Raw genomic sequence first — 25,266 nt, forward strand, 5'->3', positions numbered from 1 at the left:
CGGCCCTTGAACCCACCCTGATCGGCGTGTTCATTCACCATTCAAGATATTTCCCAAGTGAGACGCAATGACCAACACTCCCCGATTTCCGATCGTCAGCCCACCGACACCCGAGAAGCGGCCGGTTTTCGACACGCATCACGGCATCACGCGAACCGATGAATATGCCTGGCTGCGGGCCGACAACTGGCAGGAGATGTTCAGGGACCCTTCCCTGCTCGATGCGGGTATCCGTGCCGAACTCGAAGCCGAGAATGCCTACCAGTCGAAGCTAATGGCCGACACATCAGGCCTGCGGAAACAGCTTTTCAAGGAGATGAAGGCCCGCATCAAGGAAGACGATTCTTCCGTTCCAATGAAAGACGGACCCTATGCTTACGGTTCTTCCTTCAAGCTCGGCGGCGAGCAGCCGCGCTATTTCCGCATGCCGCGCGACGGCGGAGCTGAGCAGATCGTGCTCGACGGTGACCTGGAGGCGGAAGGCAAGGCCTATTTCCGGCTTGGCAGCGTCGATCATTCGGCCGACCATCGCAAGCTGCTGTGGGCCTTCGACGACAAGGGCTCCGAATTCTACACCCTGCGCGTACGCGATCTTGCCGACGGCAAGGAACTGGCGGACCAGATTCCCGCCACCGGCGGTTCGGGCGTGTGGGACGCGGGCAATGACGGGTTCTTCTATACCCGTCTCGACCCCAACCACCGGCCGTCGAAAGTGCTGTTCCACGCGCTGGGGCAAGACCCTGAAAACGACCGCCTGATCTATGAGGAAACCGATCCCGGCTTCTTCATGAATGTCGACGGCACCCGCAACAATCAATGGATCATGATCGGCATCAACGATCACGAAACCTCGGAATATCGCCTGTTGAGCGCCAGCGATCCGTTTGCCGAACCCAGACTGGTTTCGGCGCGCGAGACCGGCCTGCAATATGAGCTGGAGGAAGGCGGCGACATTTTCTTCATCCTGACCAATGCGGACGGCGCCAAGGACTTCAAGATCATGACGGCGCCGGCAAGCGATCCGGTTCGCGCCAACTGGCAGGAACTGGTGGCGCATGAGCCGGGCCGGCTGATCCTGTCGGTGATCGGCTTCAAGGACCATATGGTGCGGCTCGAACGCAAGGAGGGCCTGCCGCGTATCGTCGTGCGCGACCGCGCCAGCGGTGAAGAGCATCTTCTGTCTCTCGACGAGGAGGCTTTCTCACTCGGCCTGTCAGGCTCTTATGAATACGACACCGAGATCATGCGCTTTTCCTATTCGTCGATGACGACGCCGGCGCAAGTGTTCGACTACAATATGCGCACCCGCGAGCGTGTGTTGCTCAAGACCCAGGAAGTGCCATCCGGCCATGATGCGGACCATTATGTCACCAGGCGGCTGATGGCGCCCGCCGCTGACGGCGAACTGGTGCCGATCTCGCTTTTGCACCATCGCGACACGCCGCTCGATGGATCGGCACCGTGCCTGCTCTATGGTTACGGCTCCTACGGCATCACCGTGCCGGCAGCCTTCAACACCAACTGCCTGTCGCTGGTCGACCGCGGCTTCGTCTACGCCATCGCCCACGTCCGTGGCGGCAAGGATAAGGGCTACGGCTGGTACGATGACGGCAAGCGGGAGCACAAGATGAACACCTTCACGGATTTCATCGCCTGTGCGCGCCACCTCGTGGCCGAACGCTATACCGCGCATGACCGTATGGTCGCACAAGGCGGCTCGGCCGGCGGCATGCTGATGGGCGCCATCGCCAACATGGCGCCGGAGTGCTTTGGCGGCATCGTCGCCGAGGTTCCGTTCGTCGACGTTCTCACCACCATGCTCGACGCGACCTTGCCGCTGACGCCGCCGGAATGGCCGGAATGGGGCAATCCGATCGCGTCGGCCGACGACTATCGGACGATCGCCGCCTACTCGCCCTATGACAATGTCGCGGCCCTCGACTATCCGCCGATCCTGGCGCTTGCCGGCCTCACCGATCCGCGCGTCACCTATTGGGAACCGGGCAAATGGGTGGCGCGGCTGCGCGACCGCAAGAGCGGCGACAATCCGGTGCTGTTCAAGATCAACATGGATTCCGGCCATGCCGGTGCATCGGGCCGGTTCTCAAGGCTTGAGGAGATCGCCTATACTTACTCCTTCGCGCTGAAAGTGACTGGAAAGGCGCAGCTTGCCGAGGAGGCCCTCCGATGATCGACCTGTCGACATTGATCGCCTACATCGCCGTCGTGCTCGGCTTCGTCTTTATCCCGGGTCCGGCCACGCTGTTGACGATCGCCCGGGCAGCGAGTTCGGGAACGAAGGTCGGGATCGCGACCGGTACCGGGATCGCGGCCGGCGACATGTTTCATACTGTGATGGCAATGATCGGCATCTCGGCGATCATCGCCACGTCGGCGACACTGTTCAGCATCGTAAAATACATCGGCGCGGCCTACCTCGTTTACCTCGGCATTCGCGCAATCATCGAGAAGACGCCGGCCGATCCGACCGCCGGCGCGCTCGCCATCCCCGCCGGCAAGGCGTTTCGGCAGGCCGTCCTGACCGAGGTGCTCAACCCCAAGACCGCGCTTTTCTTCCTCGCATTCCTGCCTCAGTTCGTGCGGCCCGAAAACGGATCGGTGATATTTCAATTGGCCGCATTGGGAATTGTCTTCGTCGCGCTGGGCCTTTTCAGCACGGTCATCTTTGCGTTAAGCGCCGGCCGGCTCGGAAGTTTCCTGCGCCGAAATCCGATAGTGCTGAAATGGCAGGGCAAGGTGGTCGGCGGCATCTACTGCGCCCTGGGCGTCCGCCTGGCCCTGCAGCAACGCTAAGGGCTCCGGACAGCACGTTCACATTTGGGTTCAGCGATCATGACTTTTTGAATTCCAAATTGCTCATTTCCACTCGCAATTGCGATGGTCGCGCGTTACCCAATGCACGACTTTCCCGGGGCCACAGAGCCCACGCTCGCACAAGGGTCCATTATGCTGCTGGTCGACGTCTATCTCGACAAATCGCCCATCCAGGGCATCGGTGTCTTTGCCAAGCACCACATCCCCAAGGGCACACTGATCTGGAAGCTCGACCCCCGGTTCGACCGGATCATCGACGTCGAGACCTATGAGGGCGAGACCGGCCCGGTGAAGAACTATCTCGACCGCTATTCCTACCCCGACCGGCGCGACCCGGCCTATATCGTCTTCGAAGCCGATGACGCCCGCTACATGAACCATGACGACGAGCCGAATTGCGATGTCTCGTCGCCCGAGGAAACCTACGCCTTGCGCGACATCGCACCGGGCGAGGAGTTGACCTGCAACTACAATCTCTTCTTCGAAACGGGCTTCGACTTCCTAGGCGATCGGCACCTGTAGTCGATAATTAGCTCGCCGGCTTGCGTGCGGGATAACCGTTCGGGTGCGGCGGTACTGCCTTGAGATAGGCGGCGATCGCGGCCCGGTCCTCCGGTGCCAACTCAGCCATATTGCGCTGCACGTCGACCATCGCGCCGCCAACGGAATCGAAATTGGGCGTGAAGCCGGTTTCGAGGTAGTTGGCGATATCGGCTTCCGACCATTTGGCGACGGCGCCGGCGCCCGATGTGATGTTGGGCACAATGCCCGAGCCTTCGGCGGCCACGGCACCGGCAAGCCATTCGCTTTTCTTGATGCCGCCAGCGAAGTCGCGCGGTGTGTGGCATTCGCCGCAATGGCCCGGCCCTTCGACCAGGTAGCGGCCGGCCATCACGGGCTCAGGCGTGCCAGCGGCCAAGGCAACAACAGGCTGGTCGCTGAGATAGAGCCGTTTCCACAGGCCGATGCCGCGACGGATGTTGAAGGGAAAACCGAGCGAATTGGCCGGCGCCTTGCCGGCAACCGCCGGCAGCGTCTTCAGGAAGGCGTAGAGATCGGCAATGTCCGATGGCTTCATGCGGGCGTAGGACGCGTAGGGAAAGGCCGGATAGAAATGCTCGCCGGACGGTGACACGCCCTTGAGCATGGCGTTGGCGAGGTCCCCGACCGACCACGCGCCGATACCGTCCTTGGGATCTTGCGAAATGTTGGGCGGCACGAAGGTGCCGAACGGCGTCTTGAGTTGGAGGCCACCGACCAGTTGAAGCCGGGCATCGCCCTGCGAACCCGGCTTCGCGTGGCAGGAAGTGCAGCCGCCGGCATAGAAAATGCGCTTGCCCTTGGTCGCGTCGCCCGGCCCGAGTTGCGCCAGGGTCGCGGCATCCAGCTTGACCGGCGCCGACAGCAGCCAACCACCAGCCGCGCCGACGCCGCCCATAATGAGGGCCGCGCCGACGAGCTTCTTCAGCCATGCCATGTCAGGCAATCAGCCCTTCTTGACCCGGTAGGTCTGGTGACAGGTGCCGCAATCGCCACCGAGGGTGTTGATCTGCCCCTTCAGCGCATCAACGTCGGCGGGAGCAGCAGCGGTCGCGGCCTTGACGTCGGCGAGATATTTGTCCTCGGTAGCCTTGAAGCCTGCCATGTCTTCCCAGATCTTCGGACCCGCCGTGGTGTCGCCGGCATCGCTGCCTGCAGGGAACAACGCGTCCACGTCGAGCTTCTCAGCATTCGCCTGCAACGCCTGGAGTTGTGTAAGCACGGCTGCAGCATCAAAGGGATCCTCGCCCTTGGCCACTTTCGCCAAGCCGCCGACGATCTTTCCGCGCTCCTTCATCAGAGCCTGCCGGTCGAGGATCGGATCGGCAAAGGCGGCCGAACCGGCGAAGGCGAGCATTGAGATGGCGATGACAAGCTTTCTCATTCATTGGGCTCCATGATGAAGGCATTTCAGGACAGGACGTTAACGGAAGCGGCGGGCGGATTATTCCCTTTGCTCGGATGATTTTCCGGGCCTTCGCAGCCACCGACATCGCTACAGAAAAAGAAAAGCCCCGGGATTGCCGGGGCCTTTCTGACGATCGATCACTTCGCCTTTTCGTAGAGTTCCAGCACATGATCCCAGTTGATCAAGCTGTCGACGAAGGCCTCGAGATATTTCGGGCGGGCGTTGCGGTAATCGATGTAATAGGAGTGTTCCCAGACGTCGACGCCGAGGATCGGCGAGGCGCCATGGACGAGCGGGTTTTCGCCATTCGGCGTCTTCGAGATCGCCAGCTTGCCGTCCTTGACGGAAACCCAGGCCCAGCCCGAACCGAACTGTGTCGTGCCGGCGGCGATGAAATCAGCCTTGAACTTGTCATAGCCGCCGAGGTCGCTGTCGACAGCCTTCTGCAGCGCGCCAGGCAGCTTGTTGCCGCCGCCGCCCTTCTTCATCCACTTCCAGAAATGGATGTGGTTGTAGTGCTGGGCTGCATTGTTGAAGAGACCGGCATTCTTGCCGAACGACTGCTTGACCACCTCTTCGACCGACAGATCGCCCATGCCGGCTTCCGCGGCCAGCTTGTTGCCATTGTCGACATAGGCCTTGTGGTGCTTGTCGTGGTGATACTCCAGCGTCTCTTTCGACATGTAGGGCTGCAAGGCCTCATAGTCGTAGGGCAGAGCGGGCAATTCAAAAGCCATGGGTAGTACTCCCTCGTGGAAAAATCCGGTGTGGATACCGGATTAAGATAGGTCTGGATTGAGCTGGGGCAACTCCGGAAATGAAGCGCCGGTACCCTTTCTAAGCGGGTTCCGGAAAACTGTCACACGGTTTTCCCGCGGCGAACCGCGCAGCGACAAAAAGGCCGGGCCGGCGCGTCAGCCAGCCGACGTCGAATGCGCCCAATCCCAATAGAGTTCGCGCGCCTTCTTGGCCACCGGCCCAGGTTGCAGATTGCGATCCTCTATGCGCGTGATCGGCACCACCTTGGAATGGTTGCCGGTCGAGAAGATTTCGTCCGCTTCGAGGAAATCGCGCACCGACAGCGTCTTTTCCGTCGTCTTGAATCCATACTCGCCCAGCAGCGTCATCGTGCGCGAGCGGGTGATGCCGGACAGGAAGGTGCCGTTCGGCGCCGGCGTCAGCACGTGGCCATCCTTGACCAGGAAGATGTTGGAGCTTCCGGTCTCGGCGACATTGCCCAGCATGTCCAGCACCAGCGCGTTGTCGAAGCCACGCATCTTGGCTTCAAGGATGGCACGGCCATTGTTGGGATAGAGGCAGCCGGCCTTGGCGTTGGTCGGCATGGTTTCGATGGTCGGACGCCGGAACGGCGACACGGTCACCGAAAACCCGGTCGGCGAGATCATCGGCGATTCATAGAGGCAAAGGCAGAAACGGGTCGAAGCGGGATCGGCCGGCACGCCCATATAGCCGCCATGCTCGGCCCAGTACATCGGCCTGATATAGACTGCCGTCTTGCCGTCGAACTTCTTCAATCCATCCCAAGTCAGCCCGACGATCTGTTCGGGCGACATGTTCGGCTTGAGGCCAAGCGCGATCGCCGAGGCGTTCACCCGCTTGGCATGGAGGTCGAGGTCGGGCGCCACGCCCTCGAACCAGCGCGCGCCGTCGAAAACGCTGGTGCCCAGCCACATGGCGTGGCTGCGCGGCCCCAGAATGGCGACATTGCCCTCGTACCAGTCGCCATCGACGAAGGTCCATGTCACGGATTGCGCCGCTGCCGCCAGTGTCATCGCGTTGTCCCGTTCCGATCAATCTTGTGTGACAACATTGGATGATGCTTTGGCCGCTGCCGTCAACGGGCATCGGGGAGTTTTGTTGAGGCCAGCGACTGGCGCGATGCAATCAAGGCTTGCACCTTGCCCCGCCTCGCCTCAAAACTGTCGCCATGCAATACGCCGCCTATGTTTTCGACGCCTACGGCACGCTGTTCGACGTGCATGCCGCCGTGCGACGCCATGCCGATCAGATCGGGCCCGACGGCCAGTTGCTGTCCGAAATCTGGCGCGCCAAGCAGCTCGAATATTCCTGGGTGCGCACGCTGATGGGGGCCTATGCCGACTTCTGGCAACTGACCGAACAGGCGCTCGACTTCGCCCTGCGCAAGGTCCCTTCAGCAGATCCCGGTCTCAGGTCAAAATTGCTGGAAGCTTACTGGCGGCTGGATTGCTACCCGGAAGTGCCGGCCGTGCTGAAGGCGCTCAAGGCCTCGGGAGCCAGGCTGGCGATCCTCTCCAACGGCTCGCCCGAAATGCTGGAAGCGGCGGTTAAATCCGCCGCGCTCGACCAGGTCCTGGACGACATCTATTCGGTCGATGCGGTGCAGCGCTTCAAGACCGATCCGGCGGTCTACGACATGGTCGCCACCGGCTGGCGCCTTTATCCCGGCGCGGTGTCCTTCCAGTCCTCCAATCGCTGGGACATTGCGGGCGCCACCAAATTCGGCTTCCGCACGGTGTGGATCAATCGTTCGAACCAACCCGAGGAATACCGGGACTTCCCGCCGGCCCTGATCCTGCCAACCCTCGAAGCGTTGGTGTCCGGCAGCTAGGGCTGTGGCCCTGGCGCCACAGTGGCGGCGCAGTCACACCTTCGCCTTTGTTTGTCCACGTTCGGGCCAGAATCGGAACCGCCTATCGTCTCAGGTGTTGTCAGGCACCTCGTAACAACGGTCGGCGAATTCACGCTTTGTTGCGATTTCCGACCTAAAGAAGGCAACCATGTCCAATACCGAAATCGAATCCTTTCGCCTGAGCCGTCGCGGCTTCCTGAATGCCGCTGCACTAGGCGCCGCCTCGATTGCGGTTTCCGCATGCGCCACCACCGGGCCGGAACCGGTCCAGCCGCCACCGCCGACTTATGTTGAACCGCCTCTGCCCGACTACGCGACGATGTATGCGGCCGTCAGCGATGGCGGTTTCGACCTTCCGGCCATACCGTTCGAAAGAATCGATCCGCAGTACCTGCGCCAGATCGTGCCCGATCCGACGGGGCAGAAGCCTGGCACCATCGTCGTCGATACGACCGGACATCATCTCTATCTGGTGCGACCGGGCGGCCAGGCGATCCGCTATGGTGTCGGCCTCGGCCGCGCCGGCTTCGAATGGTCTGGCGATGCCGTCGTCCAGTGGAAGCAGAAGTGGCCGAAATGGACGCCGCCAGATGAAATGATCGCCCGGCAGCCGGAATTGAAGCCATACAGCGCCGACAATGGCGGCATGCCCGGCGGGCTGAAGAACCCGCTCGGTGCGCGCGCGCTCTATCTTTTCCAGGGCAACGTCGACACGCTCTACCGCCTGCACGGTTCGCCGGAATGGAAATCGATCGGCAAGTCGGTTTCATCAGGCTGCGTTCGTTTCATGAACCAGGACATCATCGATCTCTATGATCGCGTGCCCCAGAAGACGCCGGTCATCGTGACCGCTGATATCGGTCAGGCGATGGCGGCGACGGCCAACCGCAAGGCTATCCCGATCGATTCTGGCGTGCCCGACGGATCGGTCCTGCTCGGACCGGTGAAGGCAGTAACGGACGCGATCTTCTGAGTTGGCCGTCTACGGAAATGCTTAGCGCCACGTGTTCAAGGGAACGCGCGGCGCTGTAAGGCAGTAGAGGCTTTGCTGCCTTGGCATAAGCTCAGCGGCCTCTCGACAGGCTCCCCAGGATCCCACGCACGATGGCGCGTCCGACCGACGAGCCGACCGAGCGTACTACCGATTTGATCGCGGCCTCGGCCACCGTCTGGCGATTGGACGGGCGCGGCGCCGGCGCGCGGCGGCCACCTGATTGCGGCGACGGATCGTCATCGCCAAAGCCGGGAATGGTCCAGCGCGAGCCGCCGGTGCCGGCCTGCTGCGCCTGCGCTTCGGCGTCCTGCGCCTCCTTGGCCTTCTTCTGCAGCATCTCGAAGGCCGATTCGCGGTCGATGACCTCGTCGTACTGTCCGGTGACGGGGCTTTCCGCGATCAGCTTTTGCCGCTCGGCAGGAGTTATCGGCCCGAGCCGCGACGACGGCGGCCGGATCAAGGTGCGTTGAACCATGGACGGAATGCCTTTGGCCTCCAGCGTCGAGACCAGCGCTTCGCCGGTTGCGAGCTGAGTGATGGCGACGGCGCAATCGAAATCGGGATTGGGACGGAACGTTTCCGCCGCCGTCCTCACCGCTTGCTGCTCACGCGGCGTGTAGGCGCGCAGCGCGTGCTGGACGCGATTGCCGAGCTGGGCCAGGACCTTTTCAGGGATATCCAGCGGGTTCTGCGTGACGAAATAGACGCCGACACCTTTCGAGCGGATCAGGCGGACGACTTGTTCGACGCGATCGATCAGCACCTTCGGCGCTTCGTCGAACAGAAGATGCGCCTCGTCGAAGAAGAACACCAGCTTCGGCTTGTCGAGATCGCCCACTTCCGGCAACACCTCGAAGAGTTCCGACATCAGCCACAACAGGAAGGTTGCGTAGAGCCGCGGGTTCATCATCAGCTTGTCGGCGGCGAGCACGCTGATCGCACCGCGTCCATCCCGGGTGGTGCGCATGATGTCGGAGATCCGCAGTGCCGGCTCGCCGAAGAAATGCGCCGCACCCTGCTGCTCCAGGACCAGCAGCGTGCGCTGGATAGCTCCCACGGAAGGTTTGGTCACATTGCCGTAGCGCGAGCCGATCTCGTCGGCGCGCTCGGCGATGTTGGCCAGCAGCGCCTGAAGATCCTTCATGTCGAGCAGCAGCAGGCCTTCCTCGTCGGCCAGGCGGAAGGCGATGTTCATGATGCCTTCCTGCGCCTCGGTGAGGTTCATCAGCCGCGACAACAGCAGCGGCCCCATCTCAGAGACGGTGGCGCGGATCGGATGCCCCTGCTCGCCGAACAGGTCCCAGAAAATGACAGGGAATTCCTGAAAGTCATAGGGATCGAGCTTGACCTGCGCTGCCCGCTTGACCAGGAAATCCTGCGCCGTGCCCATCATGGAAATGCCGGACAGGTCGCCCTTGATGTCGGCGCAGAACACCGGCACGCCGGCATTCGAAAAACCTTCGGCCAGGATCTGCAAGGTAACGGTCTTGCCGGTGCCGGTCGCACCGGTCACCAGGCCATGGCGATTCCCATATTGCAGCAACAGCTGCTCGGCACGCTGATAACTGTCGTCGGGCTTGCGGCTGGCGCCGATGAAAATACTGGTGTCGTCAGCCATATGTCGGGTCTCCGCAAACTAATGTGTCAAAAAGCCAGCCTTTGCCCGAAGGTATAGTGAGGCTGTTGCATAGCGACAAGCCGATCATCTAGATCGGGGCCGGTCATCCAAAACGGGGCCAATCGTCCCAATCGGACCCATCGCCGAAAGCGGATTTTTGGAACTTGCGGATTTTGCTGGTGTTTGGCAATCGTTCATGGTTCGTCCATGCAAGCCGCCCTATATATCTGGCGGATCGAATTCAGCCCTCGGAAGTGCATTGCATTGCGGTAATGAACCGGGGACCGTAGACTGAATGCTCCCGGCTGGTGCGGCCGCATGAAACGAGGAGGATGGATGGGCGCCGGAGCCTTGACTAGGGATGCTGAACCTGTGAACGCGGAGCGCCAGCGTTGGCTGGCCCTGGCGGAAAAGGCGTTGGCCGGCGCATCCTTCGAGGAAAAGCTGGTCTCGCACACCGACGACACCATCCGCATCGAGCCACTCTACGACCGTGCGACCGGGGCCGAGCCAATCGTGCGTGCGAATCCCCGATCGCCCTGGATCGTCAGCCAGCGCGTCGACGACCCTAATGTCGATCGTGCCAAGGCGCAGGTTCTGGATGATATCGCGCAGGGCGCGACGGGATTGTCGCTCGTCTTCGAAGGTGCTCCGAACGCATTCGGCTACGGTCTGCCGAGGACCGCACAGGCGCTGGAAACGGTGCTGGAGGGTGTGCCCCTCAACCGGATCCAGATCCGCATCGATACCCATCCGTGGAGCCGCCCCATGGCCGACTGGCTGGTGGCGTTCCTGAGCAAGCGCCGTTCCGATCCGGCAAAGCTCAACCTCTCCTTCGGCATCGACCCAGCGGCTATCCTTGCAGGAACTGGCCGGCTGCGTATGTCGATCGAGGCGCTGCAGGAATCGATGCCGCAATCGCTGGCGCATTTCTTCTCGATGGGCGTTCCCGGCGTGCTGCTGGAAGCGGACGGTCGCGTCTTCCACAATGCCGGCGCCACCGAGGCGCAGGAACTCGGCATCATGCTGGGTTCGGCGGTCTCGTATCTCAGAATGTTCGAGAAGGCGCGGCAGCCACTCGTCTATGCCGCACCGCATATCGGCTTCGCGCTCAGCGTCGACCAGGACCAGTTCCTGTCGATGGCCAAAGTGCGGGCTTTGCGCAGGCTGTGGGCACGGGTGCAGGAAGCCTGCTCGATCCCCAATTCCACGGCCAACATCCATGCCGAGACATCATTTCGGATGATGACGGCATTGGACCCCGAGACCAACATCCTGCGCACGACGATCGGCTGCTTCGCCGCGGCGGCGGGGGAGCCGATTCGATCTCCATCCTGCCGCATACCATCGCGCACGGCCTGCCGGCGGCTTTTGCCCGCCGCGTCGCGCGCAACGCCCAGCTGATCATGGCCAATGAAAGCCATGTCGATCACGTCGCCGATCCCGCCTATGGGTCCGGCGCGGTGGAAACGCTGACGGCAGACCTTTGCGAAGCCGCCTGGGCGGAATTGCAGACGATCGAGGCCGAAGGAGGCGTATTGTCCAGCCTTCGGGACGGACACATCCAGCAGCGCGTTCGCGCAGCGGCCGCCCGTCGCGACGCCGCCTTCAAAGCCGGCGAGCGAGCCATCATCGGCACCACGCTCTATCCGCAGAAGAGCGAGCGTCCGGTCGAGACCCTGGACGCGGAGCAGCGGCCTGCCTTCACCGAAGGTGTCGTCCTGTGCGAACCGCTGTTTCCAGTCCGCATCGACCAATCCATCGGGGCCGCCTCTTGATCCCGGATTTCAGTCAGATCGGCTGGGTGCCGCCACGCCGCGCACCGGTCGAGGTCAAGGGCCAGCGGGCGACGCCGGAAGGGCTTGTCGTCAAGCATCTCTACAATCAGGGCGACCTCAAGGGCCTGCCGCACCTCGACACCTATCCAGGCTTGCCGCCCTTCGTGCGCGGCCCCTACCCGACCATGTATGTCCAGCAGCCCTGGACGATTCGGCAGTATGCCGGTTTCTCCACGGCCGAAGAGTCCAACGCCTTTTACCGGCGCAATCTTGCCGCCGGCCAGAAAGGCCTCTCGGTCGCCTTCGATCTGGCCACGCATCGCGGCTATGACAGCGATCACCCGCGCGTCGCCGGCGATGTCGGCATGGCGGGCGTCGCCATCGATTCCATCCTCGACATGCGGCAGCTCTTCGACGGCATTCCGCTCGGCGACATGACGGTGTCGATGACGATGAACGGCGCGGTGCTGCCGATCATGGCGCTTTATATCGTCGCGGCGGAAGAACAGGGCGTTGCGCAGAAGGATCTGGCCGGGACCATTCAGAATGACATTCTGAAGGAGTTCATGGTCCGCAACACCTACATCTACCCGCCAAAGCCCTCGATGCGGATCGTGTCGGACATCTTCTCTTACACGTCGAAGAACATGCCGAAATTCAATTCGATCTCGATCTCCGGCTACCACATGCAGGAAGCCGGTGCGACGGCCGATCTGGAACTCGCCTATACGATCGCCGACGGCATCGAATATGCCCGCGCCGGTGTCGCGGCGGGGCTCGATATCGACCGCTTCGCGCCGCGCCTGTCGTTCTTCTGGGCGATCGGCATGAACTTCTTCATGGAAGTGGCCAAGCTCAGGGCCGCGCGCCTGCTGTGGGCGACGCTGATGAAGAAGAATTTTGCGCCGAAGGACGAGCGCTCGCTGTCGTTGCGCACCCATTGCCAGACGTCCGGCTGGTCGCTGACGGCGCAGGACCCCTACAACAACATCATCCGCACCATGATCGAGGCGATGGCGGCCACGCAGGGCCACACCCAGTCGCTGCACACCAACTCCTTCGACGAGGCAATGGCGCTGCCGACCGATCATTCGGCGCGCATCGCCCGCAACACGCAGCTCATCCTGCAGAAGGAATCCGGCACCACGCGCATCATCGATCCGTGGGGCGGCTCAGCCTATCTCGAACGGCTCACCCATGATCTGGCGACGCGCGCGCTTGCCCATATCGAGGAAGTCGAGGCGCTCGGTGGCATGGCCGCCGCGACCGAACAAGGCATTCCGAAGCTGCGCATCGAGGAAGCGGCGGCACGCACGCAGGCGCGCATCGATTCCGGCGAGCAGATGCTGGTTGGGGTCAACGCGCATCGCCCGGAGAACGATATCGAGGTCGATGTGCTGAAGATCGACAATGCCGAGGTCAGGGCCCGGCAATTGTCGAAGCTGCAGCGGCTGAAGGGCACGCGCGAGGTTGCAGCGGTCGAAAGCGCGCTCGATGCGCTGACCCGTGCCGCGCAAGGCAATGAGAACCTCTTGGAATTCGCCATCCGTGCCGCGCGCGCCAATGCCACGGTCGGCGAGATTTCGTTTGCGCTTGAAAGAGCCTTTGGCCGGCACGTTGCGACGGTGCAGACCATTTCCGGCGTCTACCGCAAGGCGCTTGGCGACAATCCGGTGGTCGACGGGCTGCACGACAAGCTTAGCGCCTTCGAGAAAAAAACTGGCGGCAAGCCGCGCATTCTCGTTGCCAAGATGGGACAGGATGGCCACGATCGTGGGCAGAAGGTGATCGCCACTGCTTTCGCCGATCTCGGCTTCGACGTCACCGTCGGGGCGATGTTCCAGACGCCTGAAGAGATTGCCAAACTGGCGGTTCAGCATGACGTCCATATCATCGGCGCCTCATCGCTGGCGGCAGGGCACCTGACGCTCATCCCCGAATTGCGCGACGCGCTGAAAAAACTCGGCCGCGGCGACATGCTGATCGTCGCCGGCGGCGTCATTCCACCGCAGGATTACGACGCGGTGCTGCAAGCCGGTGCGGCGGAAATCTTCCCGCCGGGGACTGTTATTCCTGAAGCGGCGGATCGGTTGCTGGATCGGCTGCTGGCAGTTCGATAGGCTTGTTATAATTTCCGTTGCAACAGAATTGCTATCGAGTTATAATTGACGTTGCAACAAGGCATCCATCATGAACACAATCATACGCAAGATCGGCAATTCCGAGGGTGTGATCCTGCCCAAGGATCTGCTCGAGCGTTTGAACATGAAGGCCGGCGACAGCATCGTCATCGTCCAGGAAGGCGATGAGCTTCGTTTACGCCGCACCGAGGACAGCGCCGAAGAATTCGAGCGCAAGATGAAGATCGCTCGTGAGCGGATGAAAAAGTACGAGGTTGCCTACCGCGCGCTCGCGAAATGACCGAGCATCATTCGCGGGAATTCGTGGAGTCGCTTCACGCTGAGCAGTTGCGCCTGCATGGTGGGGCGGCAGGTATCCGCGATGAGGGAATGCTGGCGTCGGCGCTCTCCCGTCCACAGCAGCGAGAGATCTATGGCGAACCGGATCTGTGCGAACTCGCAGCCGCCTATCTGTTCGGCATCGCCAAGAACCACCCGTTCGTTGATGGCAACAAGCGCGCCGCCTTTGCAGCGGCCGATCTGTTTCTCTATTTCAACGGATTGAGCGTCGAGGCAGACCAGCAGGACGTCATTCAACTGGTCTTGATGGTTGCCGCTGGCGAGATTGATGAAGTGGGTGCCGCAGCTTTTTTCCGCGATCATGTCGTCAAGCTTGAAGACTAACTGTCCGACAGCTTGACGATTTCCCATTCCTTGCCGTTGACCGTGACGACCTCGCCGATCTTCTTGCCGAACAGAGCGACCGCCATTGGCGAGACGTGGGAAATCGTGCCCTTGGCCGGATCGGCCTCGTCCTCGCCGACGATCTTCCAGTGCACCTTCTTGCCGTCATCGCCTTCCAGGGTGACGCCCATGCCGAAGCGGACGACGTCGCTGTCGGGCTCCGGCACGGACAGTTCGGCGTTTTCGCGCCGGGCCGTCCAGTAGCGCAGGTCGCGCGACACGACCGCGATGCGCTCGCGATCGGCTTTCTTCTCGGCTTTCGCCAGGATGTCGCGCAGATCGGCCAGATTGTCCTCGATCTGCGCCAGGCCGCGCTCCGTCACCAGGTTGCGGTGCGTGCTGATCGGCCGCTCGCCGACGCCGGCGATGGCATTTTCGCTGTCTTCTTCGCGGGTAAAAGCTCTGCTCATTCCCTGAACCTAGGCCTCGAGTGGCTGCTCGACAAGTCATTGTCGATACGTCGTGAAGCGGAACAGGACGTCTGGCACGATTCCTGCGGTGTTATGGTCGAACACTGGGATTCTGTGCCGATGTTGAACAGGCGAACACTGCTGACCGGAACCGCCGGCTTTGCCGTCATGGGCCTCTCGCTCGGCAAGGCGGCGGCCAGCCTGGCTGGGATCGAAAAAGCCTCGATGCGCGGCTCGATCAATGCCACCGAACTTGGCGTGCAGCCCGGCACATTCGACGACCAGAGCAAGGCCTTCGCCAAGCTGCTGCGTGACGCGAACGAGCGCGACATACCGGTGTTCCTGCCGGCGGGTACCTATGTGGTGTCGAACCTTTCACTGCCCAGCCGCGTGCGTCTTTCCGGCGTGCCGGGTGCAACGCGGATCGTCTATGGCGGCGACGGCCACCTCTTCATGACCGAACAGGCCGACCATATCGAACTGAGCGGGCTGGTCTTCGACGGTTCTAACCGCTCGATGGGCGACTATGCGCAAGGGTTGCTCGATCTGCGCCGGGTCGGCCATCTCGTCATCGACAATTGCCAGATAACCGGCAGCGGCAAGAATGGACTTGCCTTGGAACACGCGGCGGGCCGCATCGAACGCTCCGACATATCGGGCGCGGCGGACGCCGGCATCTATTCGGTCGAGGCGGCCGGACTGGCGATCACGGGCAACACCGTCTCCGACTGCGCCAATGGCGGCATCCTGGTGCATCGCTGGCAAGCGGCGGAGGACGGCACCATGGTCACCGGCAACCGAGTCGAACGCATCGGCGCGCGCAGCGGCGGAACCGGCCAGAACGGCAATGGCATCAACGCCTTCCGCGCCGGCAATGTCATCATTTCGGGCAATGTCGTTTCGGACTGCGCTTTCTCGGCGATCCGCGCCAACAGTTCCAGCAATCTGCAGATCTCCGGCAATACCTGTTCGCGCTCGGGCGAGACCGCAGTCTATTCCGAATTCTCGTTCGAGGGTGCCGTCATCAGCAACAACATCGTCGATGGCGCGGCCAACGGCATCTCGATCGTCAACTTCAACGAAGGCGGCCGCATGGGCGTCTGCTCCGGTAACATCGTACGCAATTTGTCGACCAGCGGCCCCTACACTGCCGATCCGCCCGGCTTCGGCGTCGGCATCGCCGTCGAGGCCGACACCATCGCTTCCAACAATGTCATCGAGAACGCACCGCTCTACGGCATGTCGATCGGCTGGGGGCCGTATCTGCGCAATGTGGTGGCCACGGGCAACATCATCCGCAAGGCAGGCACCGGCATTGTCGTCAGCGTGGTCGAAGGCGCCGGCACGGCCGTCATCTCCGACAACGTCATCGACGGCGCGCTGAACGGCGCCGTCATCGGTCAGCGCTGGGCCGAGCCGGTGACATCAGACCTGACCCAGTTGAGCAGCAGCGGCTTTGCGCATCTGACGGTTGAGCGCAACCGCGTCAGCTGAGAGCAGTTTTCAATTCAAGGCTGGCGTCGGCCTCAGTGCTCCGACCTTGGCGCCGACCCGGCTTTCGATCGGTGCGTTCGCCAGTTCGAGCAGCTTCGCCGCCACGGCCTCATCGGCACGCAGCAGCCTGGCAAGGACGGCGGCAGCCATGGCCTCGCCGGCGCGGCCTGCACCATCATCACATTTGATCGCAATGCCGAGGCCAAGTTCCGGTATCGCGCTGCAGTGGACACCTTCGGCCCCGCCTTTTGCAAAAATCCGGCCAGGTGCTGCTTCCATAAAAGCGACATCGGCGCGGCCGGTGCCGGCGACGAAGAAGGGCTCTGCCATGCAGGCCGCAAACAGACGCTTCGCCGCCTTGGCTCGCTCTGGACCAAAACCTGATGTCGTGGCCATGCGGGCAAAGCCGAGCGCGAAACTCCTCAGCGGCACCGCATAGGTCGGGATCGAGCAGCCATCGGTCGCCCGCTCATCCGCGCTGTGGACAGCGCCGGTGACCGACTGCATGGCGTCACGCACCATCTCCTGTAAGGCGTGTCCAGACTTGACGTAGCCGCGGTGCGCAATGCCCGAGTGGATGCAGGTGCAGAGGAAGCCGGAGTGCTTGCCGGAGCAATTGTTGTGCAAAGCGTTGGGCGAACCGCCGGCGCGTGCGAGCGCAATCTCCGCATCATGGTTCGAGGGCCAATGCGCGCCGCATTCGAGCGCCGACCCGTCCAAACCGGCCTTGGCCAGCATGGACCGCGCCAGTTCGACATGCGCCGGCTCGCCCGAATGCGACGCACAGGCCAGCGCCAGTTCGCGGTTGCCGAAGCCGTAGGCATCGGCAGCACCCGTTTCGACCAATGGCAAGGCCTGGATCGCCTTGACCGCCGAGCGCGGAAACACCGGCTTCGCGGTATTGCCGATCTCCAGGACCGGCTTGCCGTCGGCATCGAAGACCGCGACGGCACCGCGATGCACGCTCTCGACGATCGCGCCGCGCAGGACTTCGATCAGAACCGGATTTGACATATCACCTCCCGCAAAATGCAGGGGCGGTTTACCTGATCCGGTCGAGAATGGAAACGTAGTTGGCGACCGCCGCGCCGCCCATGTTGAAGATGCCGCCGAGCTTTGCGCCCGCCACCTGGATGCCGCCGGCTTCGCCGACAAGCTGCATGGCGGTCAAGACATGCATGGAGACACCGGTGGCGCCGATCGGATGGCCCTTGGCCTTCAGTCCGCCGGAGGGATTGACCGGCAGGCGGCCGTCCTTCGCCGTCGTGCCGTCCAGCGCCAGTCTGGCGCCCTCGCCGGGCTTAGCCAGGCCCATCGCCTCATATTCGATCAGTTCGGCAATGGTGAAGCAGTCATGCGTCTCGACAAAGGACAGATCGTCGAGCGTCACGCCGGCGTTCCTCAGAGCGCGGGTCCAGGCCTGCTCGCAGCCCTCGAAGGACAGGATGTCGCGCTTCGACATCGGCAGGAAATCCTGCACGTGCTCGTTGGCGCGGAAGGCGACGGCGCGGCGCATCTTCAGTGCCGTCCCGGTGTCGGCAAGGATAAGGGCGGCGGCGCCGTCCGAGACCAGCGAGCAGTCCGTGCGCTTGAGCGGGCCGGCGACGAAGGGGTTCTTCTCGCTCTCCTGGCGGCAGAATTCGTAGCCGAAATCCTTGCGCATCTGCGCATAGGGATTGTCGACGCCATTCTTGTGGTTCTTGGCGGCGATCATGGCGAGCGCATCCGACTGGTCGCCATAGCGCTGGAAATAGGCCTGCGCGATCTTGCCGAAGACGCCGGCGAAACCGGCCGGCGTTTCGCCGTCCTCCGGCAGATAGGACGCTTTCAGCAGGTTCTTGCCGATTTCCGGACCGGGCGTCGTCGTCATTTGCTCGGCGCCAACCACCAGCACGATGCGGGCGGCATTGGCGTCGATGGCGCGGATGCCTTGCCTGACCGCCGCCGATCCCGTGGCGCAAGCGTTCTCGACGCGCGTCGCCGGCTTGAAGCGCAGCCGGTCGTCTGCCTGAAGTACCAGGCTGGCGGTGAAATCCTGCGCCGAAAAGCCGGCGTTGAAATGGCCGAGCACGATCTCGTCGACCTCGTCCGGGCCGATGCCGGCATGGTCGAGCGCGCCCGTCGCCACCTTGACGATGAGGTTTTCGAGCGTCTCGCCTTCGAGCTTGCCGAAGCGCGAATGCGCCCAGCCAACGATGCATGCGGTCATGGCGGTCTCCATCCTTGGCGCCAGCCTAGCCTTTGGGCTCATGGCGCAATTCGCCGTTATTGTTCAAATATAAACATTCTCAGCCGAGCCGTGAAGGGCCGCAAGCCGACAATCGCTTGGTACAGGTCGTGGTCGTGTCGATTTTTTGTTGATTGACCCGTCAATAAAAAATAATCTCCGCGCAAAAATCGGGAACAGCATGCCGAAAATCGGAATGGAGCCATTGCGCCGCAAGGCGCTCATCGACGCGACGATCTCGGCGATCGGCGAGCGCGGCTCGCTGGATGTGACCATGTCCGAGATCGCCGGGCGTGCCGGCGTGTCCTCGGCACTTGCCCATCATTACTTCGGCGCCAAGGACGAGCTGCTGCTGGCAACGATGCGGCACATCCTCGCCGAACTGACCATCGATATGCGCCGCGCCCTGCAATCCGCCGCTTCCCCGCGCGAACGCGTCTCGGCTGTGGTCGCCGTCAACTTCTCCGACATCCAGTTCCAGCCGCAAACCATCGCCGCCTGGCTTGCCTTCTATGTCGAGGCGCAGAAGTCATCCGCGCTGCGCCGGCTGCTCAGGGTCTATGCAAGACGGCTGCACTCGAACCTGATGAGCGGGCTGACCGGCATCCTGCCCAGGGCAGAGGCCGACCGCGCCGCCGAGACGACGGCGGCGATGATCGACGGGCTCTACATCAGGCGGGCGCTGAAAGACGGCGTGCCCGACGCCGCGACCGCAATCGCGCTGGTCGAGGACTATCTCGAAACCAAACTCGGCGAGCGGCACAAACAGTGACAGCGAAGCGACCCAATTTCCTGATCGTCATGGTCGATCAGCTCAACGGGACTTTCTTTCCCGATGGGCCGGCGGCGTTTCTGCATGCGCCGCATCTGAAAGCATTGGCCGCACGTTCGGCTCGTTTCAAGAACAACTACACGGCCTCACCGCTCTGCGCGCCGGGCCGCGCCTCGTTCATGAGCGGCCAGTTGCCGTCGCGCACCGAGGTCTATGACAACGCTGCCGAATTCGCTTCGTCGATCCCGACCTTTGCCCATCACCTGCGCGCCGACGGCTATCACACGGTGCTGTCAGGCAAGATGCATTTCGTCGGCCCGGACCAATTGCATGGCTTCGAGGAGCGGCTGACCACCGACATCTATCCCGCCGATTTCGGTTGGACCCCTGACTATCGCAAGCCCGGCGAACGCATCGACTGGTGGTACCACAATCTGGGCTCTGTGACCGGCGCCGGCGTCGCCGAAATCTCGAACCAGATGGAGTATGACGACGAGGTCGCCTTCCACGCGGTGCAGAAACTCTATGACTTCGCCCGCGTCTCCGACGATGCCGCGCACCGGCCCTGGTGCCTGACCGTTTCCTTCACCCATCCGCACGATCCCTATGTGGCACGGCGGCAGTATTGGGATCTCTACGAGGATTGCCCGGCGCTTGAGCCTGAAGTGGGCTTCATTCCCTACGACAAACAGGATCCGCATTCGCAGCGGCTGTACAAAGCCTCCGACTACGACAGTTTCGACATCACGGCCGAGCAGGTCCGCCGCTCGCGGCGCGGCTATTTCGCCAACATCTCCTATCTCGACGACAAGGTCGGCGAACTGCTGTCAGTGCTTGAGCGCACGCGGATGCTCGACGACACGATCATCCTGTTCTGCTCGGACCACGGCGACATGCTCGGCGAGCGCGGTCTGTGGTTCAAGATGTGCTTCTTCGAGGGTTCGGCGCGGGTGCCGCTGATGATCGCCGGCAAAGGCATACCGGCCGGACTGATCAAGGCACCGGTCTCCAATCTCGACGTGACTCCGACCCTGTGCGATCTCGCCGGCATCGACATGAGCGCGATCGCGCCATGGACCGATGGCCAGTCGCTGCTGCCGCTGCTCGATGGCAAGCAGCGCACCGCTCCGGTGCTGATGGAATATGCCGCCGAGGGCTCCAACGCGCCGTTGGTGGCGATCCGCGAGGGCCGCTACAAGTTCGTTCATTGCGAGATCGATCCGCCGCAGCTCTACGATGTCGAAGCCGACCCGCATGAATTGAGCGATCTTGCCGCCGACCCCGGGCATGCGGATCTGGTGGCGACTTTCCTGGAAAAGGTCCGGGCGCGCTGGGACATGGCGGCCCTCGACGCCGCCGTGCGCGCCAGCCAGGCACGGCGCTGGGTGGTCTATCCCGCTCTGCGCAACGGCACGCACTACCCCTGGGAGTTCCAGCCGCTGCAAAAGGCTTCGGAACGCTACATGCGCAACCACATGGATCTCAACGTGCTCGAAGAGCAGAAACGGTTTCCGCGAGGCGAATGATGACCAACCTTCTCGTTCCTTCGCTGGCCCATCTCAAACAGGCCTATGCCGTCACCTCCAGGGCGACGCAGATCACGCCTCTGCTGGAATCGACAGCGCTTGCCAGAGAGACGGGTGCGGCCCGTGTTTTCATCAAGCCGGAATCGCTGCAATGGGCGGGATCGTTCAAGGTGCGCGGCGCCTACTGGCGGCTGAAGCAGCTTTCGCCCGATGAGGCCAAGAAGGGCGTCGTCGCCTATTCCTCCGGCAATTTCGCGCAAGGGCTGGCCGCCGCCGGCCAGGCGCTCGGCATTCCGGTCACCATCGTCATGCCGATCGACGCACCAGCCGCCAAGCGTGACGCCACGGCGGGCTATGGCGCGCGCGTCGTGCTGACCGACCATGGCGATCGCGCGCGTGAGGAAGTCGCGGCCGCCAAGGCGCGCGAGATCGCTCAGACCGAGGGGCTGGCCCTGCTGCATCCGTTCGACGATCCGGAGATCGTCGCAGGCCAGGCCGGCGCCGGCCTCGAAGCGCTCGACCAGCTTGCGGCCAAGGATGCCAGCGCCGACCTGCTGTTCTGCTCGGTCGGCGGCGGTGGACTGATCGGCGGCGTTTCGCTTGCCTTCCACTATCTGTCGCCGGCGACCGAGATCATCGGCGTCGAGCCGGAAGGTTTCAATGGCATGGGCTCGTCGCTGGCGCATGGCAGCATCGAGACGATGCCAATCGGGCCGAAGTCGATCTGCGACGGGCTGATGTCGCGACGGCCAGGTGATGCGCCGTTCGCGGCGGTCAAGACCGCTGGCGTTCGCGGCATCACCGTCGACGACCAGTCGGTGCGCAGCGCCATGCGGATCGCCTTCGAGCGGATGAAGCTGGTGCTGGAGCCGTCGGGGGCGGCGTCACTGGCGGCGCTGCTCGGCGGCAAGGTGGATGTGAAGGACAAGACCGTCCTTGTGGTGGCAACCGGCGGCAATGTCTCGCTCGCCGATTTTATGGCGCATATGAACCATGCTTGAAGCGGATTTCGTCATCATCGGCTCCGGCTCGGCCGGCTCGGCCATGGCCTATCGGCTGTCGGAGGACGGCAAGCATTCGGTCATCGTCATCGAATTCGGCGGCAGCGATATCGGGCCGCTGATCCAGATGCCTTCGGCACTGTCGATCCCGCTCAACATGAGCCTCTACGACTGGGGTTTTGCCAGCGAGCCGGAGCCGCATCTCGGCGGCCGCGTGCTGGCGACGCCGCGCGGCAAGGTGATCGGCGGCTCGTCCTCGATCAACGGCATGGTCTATGTGCGTGGCCACGCCCGCGACTTCGACCACTGGGCCGAAGAAGGTGCAACGGGTTGGGGCTTCGCCGACGTGCTCCCCTACTTCAAGCGCATGGAGGACAATGACGGCGGCGAGGATGGCTGGCGCGGGCACGGCGGCCCGCTGCATGTGCAGCGTGGCTCGCGCAGGAATCCGCTCTATGGCGCCTTCGTCGAAGCGGGCCGCCAGGCCGGGTTCGAACTGACCGACGACTACAACGGCGCCAAGCAGGAAGGCTTTGGGCCGATGGAGCAAACCATCCGTGGCGGCCGCCGCTGGTCGGCGGCATCAGCCTATCTGAAGCCGGCTCTCAAGCGGAAAAACGTGAGTCTGGTCAAGGGCTTTGCCCGCCGGGTGATCATCGAGAATCAACGCGCCATCGGCGTCGAGATCGAAGCTCACAAACAGATTCAGGTCGTTAAGGCGCGGCGTGAGGTGATTGTCGCCGCGTCGTCGATCAATTCGCCAAAAATCCTGATGCTGTCCGGCATCGGACCGGCCGAGCATTTGCGCGAAAACGGCATCGCCGTCGTGGCCGACCGGCCGGGCGTCGGCCGCAATTTGCAGGACCATATGGAGCTTTATATCCAACAGGAATCGACTAAGCCGATCACGCTGAATTCGGTGCTGAATCCGTTCTCGAAGGCGCTCATCGGCGCGCAATGGCTGTTCTTCAAGTCCGGCCTCGGCGCCACCAACCATTTCGAGGCGGCGGCCTTCGTGCGCTCGCGCGCCGGCGTCGACTACCCCGATATCCAGTATCACTTCATTCCGGCGGCGGTGCGCTATGACGGCAAGGCGGCGGCGAAGTCGCATGGCTTCCAGGCACATGTCGGGCCGATGCGCTCGAAGTCGCGCGGCTCGGTGACGCTGCGCTCGCCGGAACCCAAGGCGACACCGGTGATCCGCTTCAACTACATGTCGCATCCGGACGACTGGACCGAGTTCCGTCACTGCATCCGGCTGACTCGCGAAATCTTTGGCCAGTCGGCCTTCGACGCCTATCGCGGCAAGGAGATCTCGCCGGGCAGCCATGTGCAGTCGGACGACGATCTCGACATCTTCATTCGCGACCATGCCGAGAGCGCCTACCATCCCTGCGGCACCTGCAAGATGGGCCGCGCCGACGACATGATGAGCGTCGTCGATCCGGAATGCCGGGTCATCGGCGTCGAAGGATTGCGGGTCGCGGACTCTTCGATCTTCCCGCGTGTCACCAACGGCAATCTCAACGCACCGTCGATCATGACCGGCGAGAAGGCGTCCGACCACATTCTTGGCCGCACGCCGCTGGCGCCGTCCAACCAGGAACCGTGGATCAATCCGCGCTGGCAGCTGTCCGACAGATAGGCCATGATCGTGTGACTTCACGATCCGCATGCCGCGACAGACAATTTGGAGACTCCCATGCGCGCCCAGCCCACGGCATCGCACTATGTCAACGGACGCTATATCGACGACGAGCAAGGCGCGCCGCTGCCGGTCATCTATCCGGCAACCGGCGAGACCATCGCCATGCTACGCTCGGCGACGCCGAATGTGCTGGAACTCGCCATCGAGGCCGCACGCGCCGCGCAGCCGGCCTGGGCGCGGCTGAAGCCGGTCGAGCGCGGGCGCATCCTGCGCCGCGCCGCCGACATTCTGCGCGCCCGCAACGCCGATCTCGCGCGCATCGAGACGCTCGACACCGGCAAGGCGATCCAAGAGACGCTGGTGGCGGACGCACCGTCCGCCGCGGACTGCCTTGAATATTTCGGCGGCGTGATCGCCGCCTACAATGGCGAATCCGTCGACCTCGGTGGCCCCTTCGCCTACACGCGGCGCGAGGCGCTCGGCGTCTGCGTCGGCATCGGCGCCTGGAACTACCCGATCCAGATCGCCGGCTGGAAATCGGCACCGGCGCTCGCCATGGGCAACGCCATGGTGTTCAAGCCATCCGAGAACACGCCGCTTTCGGCGCTGGCATTGGCCGAAATCTACAGCGAGGCCGGCCTGCCCGACGGGCTGTTCAACGTCGTGCAGGGCTATGGTGATGTCGGTGCAGGCCTCATCGGCCACGATGTCGTCGCCAAGGTTTCGGTGACCGGCTCGGTGCCGACCGGGCGCAAGGTGCTGTCGCTCGCCGGCTCGAAGATGAAGCACGCGACGATGGAGCTCGGCGGCAAGTCGCCGCTGATCGTCTTCGACGATGCCGACATCGAGAACGCCATCGGCGGCGCCATGCTCGGCAATTTCTACTCGACCGGCCAGATCTGCTCCAACGGCACGCGCGTCTTCGTGCAAAGCGGCATTCACGACCGCTTCGTCGACCGTCTGATCGAGCGGACCAAGAAAATCCGCATCGGCGATCCGCTCGACCCCGAGACCCAGATGGGGCCGCTAGTGTCGAAGGCGCAGCAAGAGAAGGTGGTCGGCTATATCGGGATCGGCAAGCAGGATGGGGCTGTTCTGGCCTGCGGCGGCAATGTGCCCTCGCTGCAAGGTTTTGAAGGCGGCTTCTTCATCGAGCCCACGGTCTTCACCGGTGTCACCGACAATATGCGCATCGCCCGCGAAGAGATCTTCGGGCCAGTCATGAGCGTGCTGAAATTCGATGGCGAGGACGAGGTGATCGACCGCGCCAACGACACCGAGTTCGGCCTCGCCGCCGGCGTCTTCACCCGTGACCTGCCGCGCGCGCACCGGGTCATCGCCGAGCTGCAAGCCGGCACCTGCTGGATCAATGCCTACAATCTGACGCCGGTGGAAATCCCTTTCGGCGGCTTCAAGCAGTCCGGCATCGGCCGCGAGAACTCGCTGGCGGCACTGGCGCTCTATTCGCAGCTCAAGTCGATCTATGTCGAGACCGGGGACGTGGCGAGCCCGTATTGAT

The 25,266-nt window shown here is 62.9% G+C and carries 22 protein-coding genes and 1 pseudogene; 15 read left to right on the plus strand and 8 right to left on the minus strand.

The window, feature by feature from the left end:
• Nucleotides 1–67: 67 nt before the first annotated feature.
• From AC56QX_RS28700 to AC56QX_RS28710, 3 genes are all read left to right on the plus strand, one after another.
• Nucleotides 68–2,191 carry a S9 family peptidase gene (locus AC56QX_RS28700; RefSeq protein ID WP_497111852.1) on the plus strand — a complete coding sequence of 708 codons (2,124 nt, stop codon included), beginning with the start codon at nucleotides 68–70 and terminating at the stop codon, nucleotides 2,189–2,191.
• Nucleotides 2,188–2,814, plus strand: a complete 627-nt coding sequence (locus AC56QX_RS28705; RefSeq protein ID WP_497111853.1) for a LysE family translocator — start codon at nucleotides 2,188–2,190, stop codon at nucleotides 2,812–2,814. Before AC56QX_RS28700 ends, AC56QX_RS28705 begins: the two co-directional genes overlap by 4 nt.
• A gap of 153 nt (nucleotides 2,815–2,967) precedes the next feature.
• The gene (locus AC56QX_RS28710; protein ID WP_056563632.1) at nucleotides 2,968–3,357 is read left to right on the plus strand and encodes an SET domain-containing protein; all 390 of its coding nucleotides are present in this window, start codon (nucleotides 2,968–2,970) and stop codon (nucleotides 3,355–3,357) included.
• A gap of 7 nt (nucleotides 3,358–3,364) precedes the next feature.
• Here AC56QX_RS28710 and AC56QX_RS28715 read toward each other — a convergent pair whose 3' ends face one another.
• The 4 genes from AC56QX_RS28715 to AC56QX_RS28730 form a co-directional block, all read right to left on the minus strand.
• Nucleotides 3,365–4,312 carry a cytochrome c gene (locus AC56QX_RS28715; RefSeq protein WP_497117944.1) on the minus strand — a complete coding sequence of 316 codons (948 nt, stop codon included), beginning with the start codon at nucleotides 4,310–4,312 and terminating at the stop codon, nucleotides 3,365–3,367.
• Nucleotides 4,313–4,321: 9 nt separating this feature from the next.
• A complete protein-coding gene (locus AC56QX_RS28720; protein ID WP_497111855.1) occupies nucleotides 4,322–4,759 on the minus strand; it encodes a c-type cytochrome in 438 nt (145 codons plus the stop codon).
• Nucleotides 4,760–4,920: 161 nt separating this feature from the next.
• A complete protein-coding gene (locus AC56QX_RS28725; RefSeq protein ID WP_027053553.1) occupies nucleotides 4,921–5,520 on the minus strand; it encodes a superoxide dismutase in 600 nt (199 codons plus the stop codon).
• A gap of 177 nt (nucleotides 5,521–5,697) precedes the next feature.
• Nucleotides 5,698–6,576: a branched-chain amino acid aminotransferase gene (locus tag AC56QX_RS28730; RefSeq protein WP_497111856.1), complete on the minus strand. Its 879-nt coding sequence runs from the start codon at nucleotides 6,574–6,576 to the stop codon at nucleotides 5,698–5,700.
• Between the two features lie 155 nt (nucleotides 6,577–6,731).
• On the opposite strand from AC56QX_RS28730, the gene AC56QX_RS28735 reads away from it, so the two are divergent.
• Complete coding sequence (locus AC56QX_RS28735; protein ID WP_497111857.1) at nucleotides 6,732–7,394, plus strand: haloacid dehalogenase type II; 663 nt, start codon at nucleotides 6,732–6,734, stop codon at nucleotides 7,392–7,394.
• Between the two features lie 169 nt (nucleotides 7,395–7,563).
• On the plus strand, nucleotides 7,564–8,388 hold the full coding sequence (locus AC56QX_RS28740; RefSeq protein ID WP_497111858.1) for a L,D-transpeptidase: 825 nt from the start codon (nucleotides 7,564–7,566) through the stop codon (nucleotides 8,386–8,388).
• Nucleotides 8,389–8,479: 91 nt separating this feature from the next.
• Here AC56QX_RS28740 and AC56QX_RS28745 read toward each other — a convergent pair whose 3' ends face one another.
• Nucleotides 8,480–10,027 (minus strand): helicase HerA-like C-terminal domain-containing protein, encoded by a 1,548-nt coding sequence (locus AC56QX_RS28745; protein ID WP_497111859.1) that lies wholly within the window; start codon nucleotides 10,025–10,027, stop codon nucleotides 8,480–8,482.
• A gap of 336 nt (nucleotides 10,028–10,363) precedes the next feature.
• On the opposite strand from AC56QX_RS28745, the pseudogene AC56QX_RS28750 reads away from it, so the two are divergent.
• The 4 genes and pseudogenes from AC56QX_RS28750 to AC56QX_RS28765 all read left to right on the plus strand — a co-directional run bounded on the left by AC56QX_RS28750 (nucleotide 10,364) and on the right by AC56QX_RS28765 (nucleotide 14,609).
• Nucleotides 10,364–11,805 (plus strand): annotated as a pseudogene (locus tag AC56QX_RS28750) (methylmalonyl-CoA mutase subunit beta).
• Nucleotides 11,802–13,925, plus strand: a complete 2,124-nt coding sequence (gene scpA / locus AC56QX_RS28755) for a methylmalonyl-CoA mutase (RefSeq protein WP_497111861.1) — start codon at nucleotides 11,802–11,804, stop codon at nucleotides 13,923–13,925. Before AC56QX_RS28750 ends, scpA begins: the two are co-directional and overlap by 4 nt.
• A gap of 70 nt (nucleotides 13,926–13,995) precedes the next feature.
• A complete protein-coding gene (locus AC56QX_RS28760; protein WP_477444493.1) occupies nucleotides 13,996–14,226 on the plus strand; it encodes an AbrB/MazE/SpoVT family DNA-binding domain-containing protein in 231 nt (76 codons plus the stop codon).
• Nucleotides 14,223–14,609, plus strand: coding sequence for a type II toxin-antitoxin system death-on-curing family toxin (locus AC56QX_RS28765; protein WP_497111863.1), 387 nt, complete (start codon nucleotides 14,223–14,225; stop codon nucleotides 14,607–14,609). The genes AC56QX_RS28760 and AC56QX_RS28765 overlap by 4 nt, the downstream gene beginning before the upstream one ends.
• Here AC56QX_RS28765 and greA read toward each other — a convergent pair.
• Nucleotides 14,606–15,079, minus strand: coding sequence for a transcription elongation factor GreA (greA, locus tag AC56QX_RS28770; RefSeq protein ID WP_497111864.1), 474 nt, complete (start codon nucleotides 15,077–15,079; stop codon nucleotides 14,606–14,608). The genes AC56QX_RS28765 and greA overlap by 4 nt on opposite strands.
• Nucleotides 15,080–15,199: 120 nt before the next feature.
• On the opposite strand from greA, the gene AC56QX_RS28775 reads away from it, so the two are divergent.
• A complete protein-coding gene (locus AC56QX_RS28775) occupies nucleotides 15,200–16,573 on the plus strand; it encodes a TIGR03808 family TAT-translocated repetitive protein (protein ID WP_497111865.1) in 1,374 nt (457 codons plus the stop codon).
• 9 nt (nucleotides 16,574–16,582) lie between these two features.
• Here the strand turns inward: AC56QX_RS28775 and AC56QX_RS28780 are convergent, their stop codons facing one another.
• Together AC56QX_RS28780 and AC56QX_RS28785 are read right to left on the minus strand one after the other, a co-directional pair.
• The gene (locus AC56QX_RS28780) at nucleotides 16,583–17,587 is read right to left on the minus strand and encodes an asparaginase (protein WP_497111867.1); all 1,005 of its coding nucleotides are present in this window, start codon (nucleotides 17,585–17,587) and stop codon (nucleotides 16,583–16,585) included.
• A 28-nt stretch (nucleotides 17,588–17,615) separates the two neighbouring features.
• Nucleotides 17,616–18,782 carry an acetyl-CoA acetyltransferase gene (locus tag AC56QX_RS28785; RefSeq protein WP_497111869.1) on the minus strand — a complete coding sequence of 389 codons (1,167 nt, stop codon included), beginning with the start codon at nucleotides 18,780–18,782 and terminating at the stop codon, nucleotides 17,616–17,618.
• A 199-nt stretch (nucleotides 18,783–18,981) separates the two neighbouring features.
• Here AC56QX_RS28785 and betI point away from each other — a divergent pair, with 199 nt between their 5' ends.
• Genes betI through betB form a run of 5 tightly spaced genes read left to right on the plus strand, consistent with a single transcriptional unit; the run spans nucleotide 18,982 to nucleotide 25,265 of the window.
• Nucleotides 18,982–19,572: a choline-binding transcriptional repressor BetI gene (betI, locus tag AC56QX_RS28790; protein WP_497111871.1), complete on the plus strand. Its 591-nt coding sequence runs from the start codon at nucleotides 18,982–18,984 to the stop codon at nucleotides 19,570–19,572.
• Nucleotides 19,569–21,098, plus strand: a complete 1,530-nt coding sequence (betC, locus tag AC56QX_RS28795) for a choline-sulfatase (RefSeq protein ID WP_497111873.1) — start codon at nucleotides 19,569–19,571, stop codon at nucleotides 21,096–21,098. The genes betI and betC overlap by 4 nt, the downstream gene beginning before the upstream one ends.
• On the plus strand, nucleotides 21,098–22,099 hold the full coding sequence (locus AC56QX_RS28800; RefSeq protein ID WP_497111874.1) for a threonine/serine dehydratase family protein: 1,002 nt from the start codon (nucleotides 21,098–21,100) through the stop codon (nucleotides 22,097–22,099). The genes betC and AC56QX_RS28800 overlap by 1 nt, the downstream gene beginning before the upstream one ends.
• Nucleotides 22,092–23,744: a choline dehydrogenase gene (gene betA / locus AC56QX_RS28805; protein WP_497111876.1), complete on the plus strand. Its 1,653-nt coding sequence runs from the start codon at nucleotides 22,092–22,094 to the stop codon at nucleotides 23,742–23,744. The genes AC56QX_RS28800 and betA overlap by 8 nt, the downstream gene beginning before the upstream one ends.
• A 57-nt stretch (nucleotides 23,745–23,801) precedes the next feature.
• Complete coding sequence (gene betB, locus AC56QX_RS28810) at nucleotides 23,802–25,265, plus strand: betaine-aldehyde dehydrogenase (protein ID WP_497111878.1); 1,464 nt, start codon at nucleotides 23,802–23,804, stop codon at nucleotides 25,263–25,265.
• The last annotated feature ends 1 nt before the right edge of the window (nucleotide 25,266 follow it).

The sequence above is a fragment of the Mesorhizobium sp. RCAM 06353 genome, assembly GCF_059683585.1.